Annotated in this window: 15 protein-coding genes; 6 read left to right on the forward strand and 9 right to left on the reverse strand. The window is 39.4% G+C overall.

Features of this window, described 5'->3' with window-relative positions; all coding sequences use genetic code 11:
• Window positions 1–147 precede the first annotated feature (147 nt).
• The 4 genes from DESDI_RS08910 to DESDI_RS08925 all read left to right on the forward strand — a co-directional run bounded on the left by DESDI_RS08910 (window position 148) and on the right by DESDI_RS08925 (window position 5138).
• Window positions 148–972, forward strand: a complete 825-nt coding sequence (locus tag DESDI_RS08910) for an amidohydrolase family protein (RefSeq protein ID WP_015262280.1) — start codon at window positions 148–150, stop codon at window positions 970–972.
• Between the two features lie 254 nt (window positions 973–1226).
• Window positions 1227–3101 (forward strand): TRAP transporter permease, encoded by a 1875-nt coding sequence (locus tag DESDI_RS08915; RefSeq protein ID WP_015262281.1) that lies wholly within the window; start codon window positions 1227–1229, stop codon window positions 3099–3101.
• A 72-nt stretch (window positions 3102–3173) separates the two neighbouring features.
• Window positions 3174–4019, forward strand: a complete 846-nt coding sequence (locus DESDI_RS08920) for an amidohydrolase family protein (protein WP_015262282.1) — start codon at window positions 3174–3176, stop codon at window positions 4017–4019.
• An 87-nt stretch (window positions 4020–4106) separates the two neighbouring features.
• Entirely contained in the window at window positions 4107–5138 is a 1032-nt protein-coding gene (locus tag DESDI_RS08925) for a TAXI family TRAP transporter solute-binding subunit (RefSeq protein ID WP_015262283.1), read from the forward strand.
• Window positions 5139–5268: 130 nt separating this feature from the next.
• Here DESDI_RS08925 and tnpC read toward each other — a convergent pair whose 3' ends face one another.
• The 3 genes from tnpC to tnpA form a co-directional block, all read right to left on the reverse strand.
• Window positions 5269–6804 carry an IS66 family transposase gene (gene tnpC, locus DESDI_RS08930; RefSeq protein WP_015262051.1) on the reverse strand — a complete coding sequence of 512 codons (1536 nt, stop codon included), beginning with the start codon at window positions 6802–6804 and terminating at the stop codon, window positions 5269–5271.
• 90 nt (window positions 6805–6894) lie between these two features.
• Window positions 6895–7257 (reverse strand): IS66 family insertion sequence element accessory protein TnpB, encoded by a 363-nt coding sequence (gene tnpB / locus DESDI_RS08935; protein ID WP_015261245.1) that lies wholly within the window; start codon window positions 7255–7257, stop codon window positions 6895–6897.
• Window positions 7247–7612: an IS66 family insertion sequence element accessory protein TnpA gene (gene tnpA / locus DESDI_RS08940; RefSeq protein WP_015261246.1), complete on the reverse strand. Its 366-nt coding sequence runs from the start codon at window positions 7610–7612 to the stop codon at window positions 7247–7249. Before tnpA ends, tnpB begins: the two co-directional genes overlap by 11 nt.
• A gap of 311 nt (window positions 7613–7923) precedes the next feature.
• Between tnpA and DESDI_RS08945 the strand changes: the two genes are divergently transcribed.
• A complete protein-coding gene (locus DESDI_RS08945; protein WP_015262284.1) occupies window positions 7924–9867 on the forward strand; it encodes an oxidoreductase in 1944 nt (647 codons plus the stop codon).
• A 376-nt stretch (window positions 9868–10243) separates the two neighbouring features.
• On the opposite strand, the gene DESDI_RS08950 is transcribed toward DESDI_RS08945, so the two are convergent.
• The 4 genes from DESDI_RS08950 to DESDI_RS08965 all read right to left on the reverse strand — a co-directional run bounded on the left by DESDI_RS08950 (window position 10244) and on the right by DESDI_RS08965 (window position 13011).
• Window positions 10244–10474: a hypothetical protein gene (locus tag DESDI_RS08950; protein ID WP_015262285.1), complete on the reverse strand. Its 231-nt coding sequence runs from the start codon at window positions 10472–10474 to the stop codon at window positions 10244–10246.
• Between the two features lie 166 nt (window positions 10475–10640).
• A complete protein-coding gene (locus DESDI_RS08955) occupies window positions 10641–11684 on the reverse strand; it encodes a D-alanyl-D-alanine carboxypeptidase family protein (protein ID WP_015262286.1) in 1044 nt (347 codons plus the stop codon).
• A gap of 208 nt (window positions 11685–11892) precedes the next feature.
• On the reverse strand, window positions 11893–12720 hold the full coding sequence (locus DESDI_RS08960; RefSeq protein WP_015262287.1) for a M23 family metallopeptidase: 828 nt from the start codon (window positions 12718–12720) through the stop codon (window positions 11893–11895).
• A 57-nt stretch (window positions 12721–12777) separates the two neighbouring features.
• Window positions 12778–13011, reverse strand: coding sequence for a LysM peptidoglycan-binding domain-containing protein (locus DESDI_RS08965; protein WP_242825379.1), 234 nt, complete (start codon window positions 13009–13011; stop codon window positions 12778–12780).
• Between the two features lie 286 nt (window positions 13012–13297).
• Here DESDI_RS08965 and lexA point away from each other — a divergent pair, with 286 nt between their 5' ends.
• Window positions 13298–13906: a transcriptional repressor LexA gene (gene lexA, locus DESDI_RS08970; protein WP_015262289.1), complete on the forward strand. Its 609-nt coding sequence runs from the start codon at window positions 13298–13300 to the stop codon at window positions 13904–13906.
• A 98-nt stretch (window positions 13907–14004) separates the two neighbouring features.
• On the opposite strand, the gene DESDI_RS08975 is transcribed toward lexA, so the two are convergent.
• Both DESDI_RS08975 and lepB read right to left on the reverse strand, forming a co-directional pair.
• On the reverse strand, window positions 14005–15090 hold the full coding sequence (locus DESDI_RS08975) for a D-alanine--D-alanine ligase (RefSeq protein WP_015262290.1): 1086 nt from the start codon (window positions 15088–15090) through the stop codon (window positions 14005–14007).
• 121 nt (window positions 15091–15211) lie between these two features.
• Entirely contained in the window at window positions 15212–15778 is a 567-nt protein-coding gene (gene lepB / locus DESDI_RS08980; RefSeq protein WP_015262291.1) for a signal peptidase I, read from the reverse strand.
• Window positions 15779–15786: the final 8 nt, after the last annotated feature.

Consider the following 15786-nt stretch of genomic DNA (forward strand, 5'->3'; position numbering starts at 1 on the left):
TAATCAAAAGTCACAATAATGAACTGTTCACTTTAAAGAAATAATAACTCCGTAATTAATAAGTCTGTAAGTTTACCTAGCCAGTTACGGAGCCGATTTCATCAATGGATCAATTCTTGTGTACAAAAGAACTTGGGGGGGAACTTTATGGCAAAGTATAAAATTATTGACTGGCGCTTAAGACCGCCTTTTGGTTCATTTTTGAAAAATAAAATATTTAATGATCCTAATTTTAGTGCAGCTCCTACATATCCTGAATCAGCAAGACAGTTCTCTATGGACTTATTGATTAATGAAATGAATGAATGTGGTGTAGAAATTGGCATGGTGCCATTCCGCAAAGGCCAAGATCAAGGTGATATTGGCAATTTATTAGACGCTTATTCGGAACGTTTTCAATGTATGGCTCATATTGACCCTTATGCAGAGAATCCAATTAAAGATATAGATGACCTTATTGTAGAAGGCAGGGCAAAATGCGCAATAATCGAGCCTGGACAATATTTTATAAAGAAACCTGTTCCGGCTAACGATAAAATTTTATACCCTATTTACGAAAAATGCCAGGCTGAGAATATCGTATTAACAATAACATTTGGTGGTTTATATTGTGAAGAATTAGAATTATATAATCCGATTTTTATAGATAAGGTAGCAAAAGATTTTCCTCATTTAAAAATGGTACTTACACATGGCGGATGGCCATATACGACGGAAATTTGCCACGTGGCTTATCAGCGAGCCAATGTCTATTTATCACCTGATTGCTACTTTACAGCACTTCATCCGGGCTATCAAAGTTATGTTACGGCTGCAAACAATGTACTGCAAGATAAATTCATTTTCGGATCGGTATATCCTGGATATAGCTTAGCTGTTTGCATAGATAACTTTGTTAATATTGGAGTTAAACCAGAGATATTACCAAAAATATTTTATCATAATGCAGCTAAACTGCTTGGACTAGAGTAGTCTTTAGATATAATAAGATCTCCCGGTTTTTTAATAAGCAAAAATGAAAGGATATTTTAAGAGGTATTTACTGGGAGATTAGTGTTGATAACTGTGCAAGCTTCCGGTATGGGTAAAGCAGCTGTAATTATTAGCAAGAAGAATAGAAGAAATTGATAATGTTAAGTGGGTGGTGTTGTTCGTCTATTAGGACTTAACAAATAACATAAGTTTCTTTATATTAGTACCAAAGGTAATAGATAGGAGTGATAAAAATGCTTCTTAAAAATAAGACTTTTATTAATCTTGTGAAAGCAATTGCTATAACTTTATCTTTATTTCAATTATTCACTACGGGTTTTGGTGTCTTGGAAGCACCTCTACAAAGGGCTATTCACCTCGGATTGGTATTAATGCTTGTTTTTTTATGGTACCCAATGTTTAAAAACAGTGATAAGGAAAAAATATATATTTATAATATAATTCTAGCGATTATAGCCTTTTCAACGATAATATTCTTTTGGGTCAACTTAGATAGTATACTTAATCGCATGCGCTATGTGGATACTGTTACATCTATTGATATGATTTTTGGGATAATTACTATCTTAATTGTATTGGAAGCTACTAGGAGGGTATCGGGTTGGCCCCTAGTAATAGTTGCAACTGTAGCATTAGGTTACGCAGTATTTGGGGCATATTTACCTGGCGCACTGGCTCATAATGGAGTGACTATGCCTAGATTGGTAGAACAAATGTTTTTGCTTACGGATGGAATCTATGGTATTCCCCTGGGTGTTGCCTCTACAATAATTTTTGCATTTATTTTGTTTGGCTCTTTCCTTGAAAAAACAGATTTGAGTAGCTTATTCATGGATTTGTCTTGTTACTGCACTAGAAATGCTAAAGGTGGACCGGCAAAGGTAGCAATTTTTGCTAGTGCCTTATTCGGAACTATATCAGGTAGTGCTCCTGCTAATGTATATACCACGGGTGTCTTCACCATACCGCTTATGAAAAGGGTAGGATACAAAGGTGAATTTGCGGGGGCAGTGGAGGCAGTTGCATCTACGGGTGGCCAAATTATGCCTCCTATTATGGGCGCAGCTGCTTTTGTAATGGCGGATATCCTTGGTGTAAGCTATTTAACTGTAGCGAAAGCTGCGCTGATACCAGCTATACTCTTTTATGTGTCCCTATATACAATGATTCACTTCGAGGCACTTAAAAGAAACCTTGGTACATTACCTAAGGATCAAGTTCCTGCAGTAAAAACGGTTGTTTCAAAGTTGTATTATATTATTCCCATAGTAATTTTAATAGCTGTTTTAATGAGTGGAAGAAGTGTAATGTCTAGTGCATTTATTGCTACACTATCAATTGTAGTTGTAGCTATGTTTAAAAAAGAGACACGTTTGAATTTCACTAAGTTTTTAGGCGGCTTAGAATTAGCAGCTAAAAATGCAGTTATGGTTTCCACTTGTTGTGCTTGTGCGGGAATAATTGTAGGGGTTATAGATTTAACAGGAGTAGGATTTAAATTTATAAATGCTGTAACAAATTTAGCGATGGGTAATCTATTCTTGCTAATGGTATACCTGGCGATAACATGTATTATTCTCGGAATGGGTGTACCCACTACACCAGCATATATAATAGTGGCGATGCTTGGCGCGCCAGCCCTAATTAAAATGCAAGTAGATCCCATTGCTGCTCACATGTTTGTATTCAATTTTGCTATTCTTTCTGTTATTACCCCACCAGTTGCTTTAGCTGCATATTCAGGTGCTGCAATTGCAAAGTCTGACCCTATGACGACAGGATGGGTTGCAGTGAGGATAGGAATTGTCGCATTTATTATACCGTTTATGTTTGTCTATCAACCTGCATTGCTTTGGCAGGGACCGATACATATTGTTCTATTATCCTTATTGACAGCTTGTATTGGAGTTGTTGGTTTAGCTGGCGGAGTAATGGGTTGGTTTGTAGTTAAAGCCACTATTATCGAAAGGTTTATGCTGATAGTAGGCGGGTTAACATTAATTTATCCGGGGCTTACAACTGATTTAATCGGCATAGTAATTTTGGGTTTGGTAATCGTTGGTCAGTTTGCTAAAAGAAAGAAAAATGGGGTGGTGAGTATGATGTAACTAAAATTAGCCGTAAGTGGGGACTAAGAGCAATATTTTGGAAGAATCCAGAAAAATTTGGAGGGTAACAAAATGATTATTGATTTTAGATTAAGACCACCTTTTGGAGATTTTTTGAAAGCTTTTATGTATAGGGAGATTGAGCGCTCTGCTAAAGTATCGAAAAATATGGGAATGACTCAACCCGTTTCAGCGGCAAGTAAATCAATGGAACTAATGTTTAAAGAAATGAATAATGCTGGTATTACAAAGGGTGTGATTCCTGGTAGAAAAGCTAATCCACATATGGGTATTGTTTCAAATGATGATATATTGATTCTGCTTAAAGAGTATCCTGATAAGTTCATTGGTTTTGCCGGTATTGATCCTTTGGAACGTGAAAGAGCCTATTCGGAAATCGATGATTTGGTTATAAATGGTCCTATGAAAGGTATTGTATTAGAACCTGGTGTATTGACTGTTCCTATTTATGCAAATGATCGACGTATTTACCCAATATATGAAAAATGTTCTGATAAGGATATTCCTATTATCTTGATGACAGGAGGAAATGCCGGGCCTGATGTAAGCTATACAAATCCAGTGGCAGTTGATCAGGTAGCCGCAGATTTTCCGAAGTTAAAGATAATTATTTCACATGGTGGATGGCCTTGGGTTCAGGAAATATTGCATGTAGCTTTTCGTAGACCAAATATCTACATTTCTCCTGACATGTACTTATTCAATATGCCTGGCCTTCAAGATTATGTCCAAGCAGCAAATTTTTATCTGCAGGATCGTTTTTTATTTGCGACCTCATATCCGTTTATCCCTCTTGAAGAAGGAGTGCAATACTTCAAAGAGTTACCATTTAAACCTGAAGTTTTACCAAAGCTGCTTTACGAAAATGCTGTTAATTTACTTAAACTAAATGATTAATGTTAGCAACAATTGGACCTTAACAATAAATTCAGAAATAATATTTTAGGTCGAATATATTTTAATAACATTAAGGAGGATGGTTTTATGAAGACAGTAATTTATAAACGTAAAAGATGGTCAGTTGCGTTGGTTGTCTTACTCGTTTTTAGTCTATCACTTATGTCGGGATGTAGTAAACAAACTACTGATAATAATTCTATTTCTGTCGAAAGTACTCAACTAAATATGGTAGCAGGTACGTCAGGCGGTGTATGGTACATTGGCATGGGTGCCATAGGAAAACTTTATTCTGATAACTACCCAGGAACTACTGTAAACTTATTGGCTGGAGGTTCTTCTGGAAATCCTCTACGGTTAGAATCTGGTGAAACGGATTTTTCGATTACACAACATACCATGGCTGTTGCGGCTGCAAAAGGTCAAGAACCTTATAAGAAAGCTACTCAAAACGTGTCTTCAATAATTAATTTAAAGGATATAACCCGCTTAAATATAGTTGTAAGAGATGATGTGCCAATATACTCAATTGAAGATATTTTAGAAAAGAAGTATCCGTTGAAATTAGCACATGGCCCGGTTGGTACTGTAAGTGAAGTGTTTGGTCGTTGGGCGTTTGAAGAATATGGAGTTGGTTTTAAAGATATTACATCTTGGGGCGGTAAATTATTTGCAAACAACTATAACGATGTTGCATCACTATTTCAAGATGGACAGATAGATATGTTTTTCTGGACAGGACCTGGTGAAGCAGGGTTTATTCAGGAGACGGCATCAGGGACTAAACTTAGATGGTTACCTGTAAAAGAGGAAGTAATTAATACGCTCGCTGAAAAGTACGGGTTAAATAAAGGTACTATTCCCGCACAATTTTATGGTGGAGCTGTAGGTACGGAAACTCCTTGTGTAATAGATGCTACTGAATTAATAGTAAGAAAAGATTTACAAGAAGAGATTGTTTATAACTTAACAAAGGTTATCTGTGAAAACAAAGATGATATAGTGCTTGCATACTCCGCATGGAATACATTTGATCCAGAAACAGCTTGGCAAGATCTTGGGTTACCGTTACATCCAGGAGCAGAAAAATATTATAAAGAGAAAGGATGGATAAAGTAAACGGTATAAAGTGCCTAATTTAATCAATTTATCTAAGGTGGAACTTCCTGTATCCTACAGTATAGCGTAAGCGTCAAACAAGTCGGTGTATAGAAAAAGGGTAAAAACCAGTATAAACTAAGTTTTTACCCTATTTGCAGACAGCCTGTACATCTGGACTCCACGGCAGATAATCTTCAAGAAATTCTGGGTATTGACCGAACTGCACCCCGGGTAACTCTTTAAAGATGAAGCAAAGATATTTATAGGGATTCAGGCCATTGGCCTTAGCCGTTTCAATCATGCTGTAAACGGCAGCGCTAGCAGTTGCTCCTTTCGGGCTTCCACTAAACAGCCAGTTTTTTCGTCCGATCGTAAAGGGGCGGATGCTGTTTTCGGCTAAGTTGTTCGAGATGGCGCAGTTTCCATCCAACAGATAATTCATCAATTCCTGTTTATGGTTTATGGCGTAATTAAGAGCTTGCCCAAGTTTAGATTTAGGGAGAACCTTGTTCTTAGTGTAATCCACCCATACCCAAAAGGCCTCCAAAACAGGTTGTTCCTGCTTCAGACGCTCGGATTGTCGCTCTTCTCTTGAACACCCTTCAAGAGTTTTCTCTATCTCAAAGAGTTCATTACAAAATCGAACCCCATCGCTTGCCAAAGTGGCTTCCGGGCTATGGATATCCTTTGGCAGGGCCTCAACGAAATTCCTTCGAACATGAGCCCAGCACAGGCATCGCGTGATTCCCTCCACCTTTTGGTAGCCTGAGTAGGCATCCGAGTGGAGGTATCCTTTAAATCCTTTTAGGAATTTCTGAGGATATTTACCACTTCTACCCGGTTGGTACTCGAAGATCCGGATGGGATGCTTACAGTGTTTGCCCGTACTGTAAACCCACATGTAGGAATCCGTGGTATTCTTTCGGCCCTCTTCGTTGAGGACTTGAACGGGAGTCTCGTCAGCATGCAGGAAGTTTTCCTCCAAGAGCTTCTGATGCATCCGTTGCAAAAGCGGGGTCAGCCAATCTCGGGCTGCGACCATGATCCAATTGGCCATGGTTGCACGGCTTAATTCAACGCCCAGCGTCTTCCACTCCTTTTCCTGACGGTACAGAGGAAGCGCGTTGACAAACTTCTGATGCATTACCCAAGCTACTGTGGAGGGAGATGCCATGGAGTGCTGAATGACTGGAGAAGGTACAGGTGCTTTCTCCATATAGGGCAAGTTATTCTTACGGCAGCTACGGCACTCGAAGGTTTCGCGGTAAATATCGATTACTCTTACTTTTGCAGGGATGAATTCAATTTCGGTTCTCACGAACTCTTCTCCCACAGAGACCAGTGTCGTCTGACACTCTTCGCAGGACCGGTCATTTTCTAAGAGAGTACAGAACCGCTTTTCATGGGGAAGGTCTTTCAAAAGTTCCTTACGCTGACCGTCGAATTTCTTTCTCTGGTACCCCTCGATTTGCTTAAGGTCCGGTTCCACAGCCTTAGGATTAGATTCCGTTTCTGCTTCATCAAAAAGAGACATCTGTCCCACAGAAAGGACGGATGTCTTCTCAGAGCTTCGACCAAAGAGTTTACGGGTCAGATGATGAACGGTTTCATGAAGAAGTTTGTTTTCCTTCTCTAGTTCGGTGATGCGGTTTTCAAGAGTTTTTACCGATTTTACTTCACTCATCAGCCCTAAATCCTTTGCGTTTCTCACTGCATTTAGTATAGCATGAAAACGCCATAAAGTCCAGTAACCATGCAGGTTTGGGCCATTTCTTTATACCGAAAAGCAGCCTGTGGAATCCCACTTTTTCACGGCCTTAGGCTGATCAATAGACAGCCCTTCCATAAGCCAGCGGAATTCCTGGCGGGTAATCCCGCGAACTGCTTCAGCATTCTTGGGCCATTGGAATTTGCTCTTTTCAAGTCGCTTATACAGAAGAACAAAGCCATCCCCTTCCCAATAGAGTGCCTTCAGTCGATCATGCCGACGGCCACAAAAGAGAAACAAACTATTTTGAAAGGGGTTGAGCTGAAAGTTTTGCTGAACTAGGGCTGCCAGTCCGTCTATGGACTTACGCATGTCGGTATACCCGCAGGCGAGGTAGATTTTCTCGGCCTTAGAGATGTCACCGAACATGTTGAAGTGCTCTAAGAGTATTCTCGATTAAGTTCAACGAGGCAGTGTTATGAATTTCTAGACTTGCGGAATCTAAGCGAACCACGATCGCTGGTGACAAGGAATCTGTCGCCGGAGAACTGACCTGGGGAAGTGAAAAGGATACGGGTACGATAGAATTGTTTTCGTTTTGAAGTGCCGGAAGAGCCTCACAGGCGGCAGTGCGGACTCGTCTCAACCAATAGAAGTAACTACTTGGATGAATATTATGTTCAGCACACCATGCGGAGACTGTTTGCCCACTGCTGCGACATTCACTAATAAGTCGAGTCCATTTCTTCAATCGATAGTTTTGTGTGACTTTCTGAGTATCCACTTTAATCCTCCTTTGAAGTTTTTCAAGTCTACTTGAAAAACTCTAAAAACTTCAATTTACGAGGATTGTCTCATAGTTTCCGAGATGGGGCTATACACTACCTTATTAGGCGCTTACAGTATAGCTGCTTACTTGTATACAGGAAGTTCTACAAAGCTTAGAAATAACGCCATATAGTACCAGGGAAATTGATAGAAATACAATGAAATGAAATGAGATGTATTGATATTAGAGTTATACCCCATGAATAAGGAAATAGATACTCAGGTACATGATATGATATGTTTCGAGGTAGAAGGAGAGATGTTTCTATGGCAACATTGTTTGACCCAATAAAAATAGGTAATATGATAATGAAAAATAGAGTAGTAATGCCGCCCATGACGACAAATTTTCCGGATGAAGATGGCTTTGTTACACAACAATTAATTGACTATTATTCTGAGAGAGCTAAAAGTGGAGTGGGTTTAATTATCGTAGAGGCTACCTACGGACGCAAGGATGGTAGAAGGAATTTTAGAAATATAAATATTTACGATGATCGATATGTTTCGGGATTACTTAAACTTACTACCGAAATAAAGAAATATGGTGCGAAAGTAGCATTACAGATTGCACATGGGGGAAGAGAGTGCAGACAAAGTGTTACCGGAACAAAACCGTTGGCTCCCTCCGCAGTTACAACCACATTTTCAGGTTATGGTCAAGGTGAAAACCCCATTACATTAACAAGCGATCAAATAGAAGAATTAGTAGAAAGCTATGCAGATGCTGCTAAAAGGGCCCAAGAAGCTGGCTTTGACGCAGTAGAAATCCATGGGGCACATGGATATCTGATCAGTCAATTCCTTTCACCTGCAACGAATTATCGCAATGACAAATATGGTGGTGATTTAGAGGGTAGGGCTAGGTTTTTTATAGATGTAGTAAAATGTTGCAAAAAAAATGTAAGCGCCGATTTTCCTATTATAGCAAGAATTAATGCTAGTGACTATATGACAGATGGATTAACCTTAACAGAATCTGTACAAGCAGCTAAGCTTTTAGAAGGAGCAGGCGCTGATGCCATACACATTACTGCAGGCACTAATAGTTCCCACCCATATATGATGATGCCCGGAATGTTTATACCCAGAGGATGTAATGTGGATGCAGCTAAAAAGTTTAAAGATACAATAAAAGTGCCAATAATTGTAGCCGGTCGTATTACTGACCCAGTATTAGCAAAAGATATCATCGAAATGAAAAGTGCTGATATGGTAGCAGTTGGAAGAGGTTTAATTGCTGATCCGGAATGGGTAAAAAAAGTTCAAGAAGGGGATTACCGTTCAATAAGAACTTGTATCTCTTGTAATGAGGGATGTGTGCGCCGTTTGCATGGGGGCAAAGCGATAAGTTGCTCTTTAAATGCGACTGTAGGCAGAGAAATTGAATTGAACCAAAATTTAGAAAATAATAAATTAGAGAAGAATGTTGTTGTTGTGGGGGGAGGACCGGCAGGTTTAGAATCAGCGAGAATAGCTGCTATTAAGGGCTGTAATGTAGTAATGTATGAGGAAAATAATAGACTTGGGGGACTATTGCCATTAGCCGCTGTTCCCTCAAAAAGAAGTGAGATACTTAATGTAATAAATTATTATGAATATATTTTACCCAAAATGGGTGTGGAAATAAAACTAAATGAAAAGTTTACTATCGATTTAGCCCAAAGCATAAATCCAGATACAATAATTATTGCAACCGGTGGAAAATTTAATTATCCTCCCATAAAGGGGATTGATAACCCTCTGGTATTCACAGCTTACGATATATTGTCAGGGGTAAAGGAAGCAGGTAGAAATTGTGTAGTTGTTGGCGGCGGGTTAGTAGGTGTAGAAGTAGCAGAAAAGTTAGCAGAACAAAATAAGAGGGTAATGCTTGTTGAAATGAACGAGGTAAATATAGAATCAGCGCGATCAGATACTGTTTATTATACCGATAGATTAAACGAATTAAATGTAGAAATCCACTCAAATACTTGTTTGTTAGAAATAACAGATAGTAGCGTTATTCTCGATGAAAAAGGATGGAAAAAGACTATACATAATGTTGATGCAGTTATATTAGCAACTGGTGCAATGCCAAATACTAAACTAATTGAGGAACTCAAGAAGTATTTTCCTGAAGTATACGGCGTAGGAGATTGCGTGAAGCCTGGTAAAATAATAGATGCTGTTCATAGTGCAGCAGAAATTACTATGAAAATTTTGAATTAAAACGATAGGGGTATTAGCTTAGTGGGATGTCGTAAAACACTACGCCCAAATTCTAGGTTTGTGGTTATGACCAGGCTACCACGCTCATAGCGTTCAGAGCAGAGAATACAGGTGAACTCAAACCATTAAATAGTCTTTAACTCATATATTAAATAGCCTGGTAAGCTGATTTTGTCTAGAAATCAGCTTACCAGGCTAAAATTATGCTTACCCTCACCTGTATTCATTTACATACTTTACATAATATTCATTATAGGACCCAATAAAAAAGTTATAATCGTCTTCATTTGCTTAATATAATCCTCCCTCTTTCGATAATAGTATCATCTAGATAATATTCGTGTTTGTAGGATGACAGTTAATTATCATTAGCTGATTAGCGTTTAATTCTAAAGGCTCTCTTAGACTGCTCTCCTTTGAGTGAATCAATCTCCTCAGTGTTCACGAGGATTTCCTCGATTTCAACTCCTACATAATCAGCTGTTGATTCGATACACTGACAGCAATTATCACAGATTTTATTGCTGTCTAACTCGCAGCAGTCACATTCGCCACATTCTGTACATAAGCGGTCTTCAATGACACAGGGTTCTCCATATGATTTCATATGTATTATACACTCCAATATCGTTATTTATGGTAATGGTCATATTTGTGATAATAATATTATCTCTGATTATAATATCATTTATGATTATAATTTCATTAATGAGAATAACATTATAATACAATTATTTTTATTTATAATAATTCTATTTAAAAAAATATAGGTGCTAAGGCACGAAAAATCCCGGAGTATTATTAAAGGCCTCTGGGCCGTTCGTAAAGTTTTTTAAAGCAGAGCGTGTTCGTATTTTAGCCAATCCTTGATCCAATAATTCTATTGTATCCTGATAACGCTGATCACTGCCTAATAGGACAAGTAATAGATCCCCATCCCCTCTCGTTACATAGGTAACGAGGCATTGTCCTGCTTCGGTAGTTGTTCCGGTCTTAAGTCCTTTATCTCCTGGATAAACTCCTAAGAGCTGATTGGTATTGGAGAACTCTCTGATCTGCTTCCATCCATTCACATCAGTCCATTCAATTGTAGATTTCTTCAGCTTTACATATGACATAAGCTCAGGATTTTGAGTGAATTTCGCAGCAATTCTAGCCAAATCTTGTGCTGTAGTATACTGCTGGGGTGCTGACAAGCCGTGAGCTGTTTGAACCTTTGTATCAGTACATCCCAATTGAGTAGCATACTGGTTCGTCTTATCAATAAAGTTTTCGAGAGTACCATATGCAGCAACAGCTAAAGCATTAGCGGCATCATTAGCACTTGCAACATACAAGGCAGTAATTAAGTCCTTAACAAGAATCTTGTCACCGGGTTTAAGGCCCAGGACTGATCCCTCCACCATAACCTCCTTGCCTACAGTTACCTCTTCTGTCTCTTGTAGTTTTTCATAAACGACTAGTCCTGTTAAGAGTTTAATGGTACTCGCCGGTGCTCTTTGGATATCTTTATTTTTCTCTAAGAGCCTCTCCCCTGTTCTAAGATTAACCATTAGATAACTAGAATCTTCAGGACGTGCAGGATCACTGGAATCATTCACTTTGTTGGTAGGAAAAGTGCTTTTCGGGGCAGTGTTCCCAGCGCTTATTTGGGTAGTACCTGATGCTGAATAAGCCAATTCAGAGGTGTTTTGTGCTTGGAGCGTCCTTGCTAATCCTGAAAATGTTGGCAGATTAGGGTAAAAGCTTAAAACGATTACCGCTAAAGCAATAATCGTTGTGAATCTTATAGTTCTTCTTTTAGTATTCTTATTCATAGCTTGCCTTCTTTTATAAGTATATAGAGCTGACAATTCATGTAGGTAGTTCACCTTGGCCCAATCTTAACTCGATCTCAATCTTAATCTCGATCCCAATCTGAACGTCGCGTATAAACTGTCTCGCTCTTATATAATAAAGAATTTTGATATTTTGAGCAAGCTTTATAGTTCAATATAAAACAAAAATGAGTTACAACATCGACAATTACCGAAGATGCTCATGATTTTGTTGCCAGACAGATACAAATGGATAAGGGTTTACCCATTCTCCGTTTGGCAGTTCGATGCCAAAGTGTAAGTGGTCTGGCGTTGTTAAAGCATCACCTGAATGGCCTAAGGTACCCAAAGAATCTCCCTTTTTGACTTTTTGACCCATTATAAGCTTAGGGTCGATGGTTTGCAGATGAGCATAGTAATAGTAATTACCATCCTCTCCTCGAACACCAACTCGTTCCCCTCCCAGTCGATTCCAACCTAACTTTTCAATTACACCGTCGCTGACACTGACAACGGGGAGCCCTTCCGCCCCAAAAATATCAGTTCCCTCATGGTGACGGATCCCGCCTTCCCTGTCCGCGCCAAAAGTATCAACAAACCAAACTTCACCAATCACCGGAAAAACAAAACGATTTGGCTCATAGAGAGGATGAGTTAAAAGAACCTCTCGACGCCGGAGTAGTTGCTTGATCGTTTCTTTTTTAATCTGTATAACCTCATTCTGCCAAGCTAAATCTTCAAAAGAAATGCCTTGCTCAAGCTGCCTGATGAGGTAGGCCTGCTCTGTTTCCGCGACTGTACTTCTCAGAGCAATTAGATCAGCCCAGCCCGTCGCTGACAGGTTTTGGCCTTCCTTTTGGGAGTGCAAAATGAGATGAGCTGATAAATTAGTAAGGTAAGGATAGATATCTGAAGAAATCCTGGGAGGCATATGTAAGCCTTTCCATAAAGATAAGCTGATCACCACGACAACTACGGCCTTTATAATTAACATCCAAAACCTTCCTCGAGCCTTGAATCTCTTGCGAAATCTCATTCACCTCTCCCCCTCTCTACAATTAGTATGGGGAGAGAGCTCGGGTTAGAAGTATTACTAAGGCTGTAGCGGGTCAGCAGGTGTGTAAATTACTTGACCCGTCTGAATAGTAGAATCCGTGAGTTGATTAAATTCCATAATTTTTAGAACAAGTGTACGGGTATCAATTTGTAGGCCAGTGTTTTCGGCCAAGGACCAGAGCGTATCACCGGATTGAACAATTTGGGGTTGAAAGGTTAGGGCTTCTACCTTACTATTTGCTTGATTCCAATCCCAGACAAACCATCCCATCCCTCCAAAAATAACGAAAAAAAGTAATAAATATGAACAAAATTGCCGTTGTAGTTTTCTCATGCGGTAATTTCTATAATTCCGGTAATGGCGTATTGAAGAAGTGCAAGTACTCATAATGAATAATCCTCCTTAATGTTCCCTTAAAACAGAATAGACCGAACATAAGTTCTTGAGAACAGTATAAAGGAGAAAGTGTTATTTAGTCAATAGTCTTTCGAACATTTGTTTGCATCAAAATGAATTTAATGGTACAATAGGTGCATAAATACATAGGGGGGATTGGATGTATCTTGATTTATCACAAAGACAAACTGATATTTTAGAGTTTATAAAACGGGTTATTCGCGAAAAAGGCTACCCTCCCTCCGTCCGCGAAATCGGCGATGCTGTGGGCTTGATGTCGAGTTCGACTGTCCATGGTCATCTACAAACTCTCGAAGAAAAAGGATACATACGCCGTGATCCAACAAAGCCTCGGGCTATTGAGATATTGGGCAGTGATGCGGATGAAAAGCGAACAGTTTTTGTGCCGATTATCGGTCGAGTTACAGCTGGTCAACCCATCTTAGCTGAAGAAAACATCGAAGATACGTTCCCTCTCCCTGTTGATTTAGTAAACTCTGATACGGTTTTTATGCTCAGAGTTAAAGGAGAAAGCATGATCGATGCCGGAATCATGGATGGGGATCTTATCTTAGTTCGACAACAGCAAGTTGCCCGCAATGGTGAGATAGTCGTTGCTATGATTGGTGAAGAAGCTACAGTTAAACGCTTCTATAAGGAAAAAACTTTGATTCGACTACAACCCGAAAATCAATACATGGAACCCATTTATTCTCAAGACGTCGTCGTTTTAGGGAAAGTGATTGGGGTATTTCGTCTTTTGCATTAATTTCACATTTCTTATTTAATGAAAAACAGACACAAAAGAGGGGTTATGGCCTTCTTTTGTGTCTGTTTTTTATCCCATTTATACTATTGGAGACTACCTTAAACCGATATTTTCCTTGAACGACTATCTTTAAAGCGCTCAAAGCCTAATTCAATCAAACGAGTGATCAGTTCAGAGTATGGAATTCCGCTCGCTTCCCAAAGCTTAGGATACATGGAAATTTGGGTGAAGCCAGGCATAGTATTGATTTCATTGATATAGATCTGATTATCTTTGGTAACGAAGAAATCCACTCGACTTAATCCACAGGCTTCAACGGCGTGGAAGGCTTGCACAGCTTTTTCTTGTAGACTGCTGACCACTTGGGGATCAAGTACTGCAGGAATCACTAAGCGTGAGCCGGTATCGATGTATTTGGCTTCATAATCATAAAAGTCCTTAGAGGGAAGAATCTCTCCGGGGACACTGGCCTGAGCCTCATCATTGCCAAGTACACTGAGCTCAATTTCTCGACCGATGATGTTTTTCTCAACCACAATTTTGCGGTCGTATTCAGCTGCTAATTTAAGTGCTTTAAGTAGTTCTTCAGGACTGTTTGCCTTAGATATACCTACACTGGAGCCCAAATTGGCTGGTTTAACAAAGCAAGGATAGCCAAGGGATTGTTCAATACTTTTAAGTACTTTTTCCATGTTTTTATGCAGTGTTTCTCTGAGGATGGTGAGATACGGAGCTTGTGGCAGGCCGGCTTGGGTAAAAACCGCCTTCATGCGGTCTTTATCCATCCCTAAAGCTGAGCCTAGGACCCCTGAGCCTGCGTAGGGAACATTTGCCATTTCAAATAATCCTTGGATTGTACCATCTTCGCCGAATGGTCCGTGCAGGACGGGGAAAATGAAGTCAAACTTCCCGTTGTGAGGAAGTTGACTACCATCTAAGGCTATAAAGTGTGGATTAGAGGGGTCATGAATGAGATTAACTTGAATACCGTGAATAGACGAATCGCTTTGCCAATCTACGGGGTTTACTCCCCAGTGCCATTGACCGGATTTGGAAATTCCGATGGTTTGAACTTCGTATTTTTCAGAATCTATTGCTTTGAGTACAGATGTAGCAGAATTCAGAGAGACCTCGTGTTCTCCGGATTGTCCTCCAAAGAGAAGAACTATTCTTTGCCTTGTCATGATATGTACCCATCCTCTCTGCTGGCATTTTTAATTCTCTATACTATATGCAAATTGCTAAAAAAGCTACTATATCATTATTCAATATCAATCAAGCAATTATCAATCATCAATCAATAGCTTAATCAATTGCTCCGAAACGGTTCAAGGGCCAATAACGAAATAACGTCATTCCGGAGATGTTTTCAATGGGTAAAAAGCCCCATTCCCGAGAATCGGCACTGTTATTTCTGTTATCTCCCATGACAAATACTGAGCCATCCGGAACGACTAGGGGCTCAATAGTTTTGATCTGAGGTTCCATAACATAGGGCTCATCGATGGGCTTACCATTGATATAGGTTTTGTGTTTATTAATCTCAATGGTATCTCCCGGTAAGGCCACTATACGTTTGATAAAATCATCGGAGGAGTGTGCACTTGAAGGCGGATGGAAAACAATAATATCGCCTCGTTCGAATTCCCCAAAATATTTAAAGAATAGCTTATCAACGATCACGCGATCTTGCAATTGGATGGTTGTAAGCATGGATCCGGTAGGAATAATTCTTGCCTCTAATACATAGGTGCGAATTAACCATGATAGAGCAAAGGCGATAATGACTATTTCAACAATCTCAAGAACAAATTTTAGGGTGCTTTTCCCGGGTTTATGCAGGATTTTATCTATATAGCGTTCATTTTCCACACTGTACA

Origin of the sequence: Desulfitobacterium dichloroeliminans LMG P-21439, from assembly GCF_000243135.2 — a bacterium.
Lineage (GTDB): Bacteria > Bacillota > Desulfitobacteriia > Desulfitobacteriales > Desulfitobacteriaceae > Desulfitobacterium > Desulfitobacterium dichloroeliminans.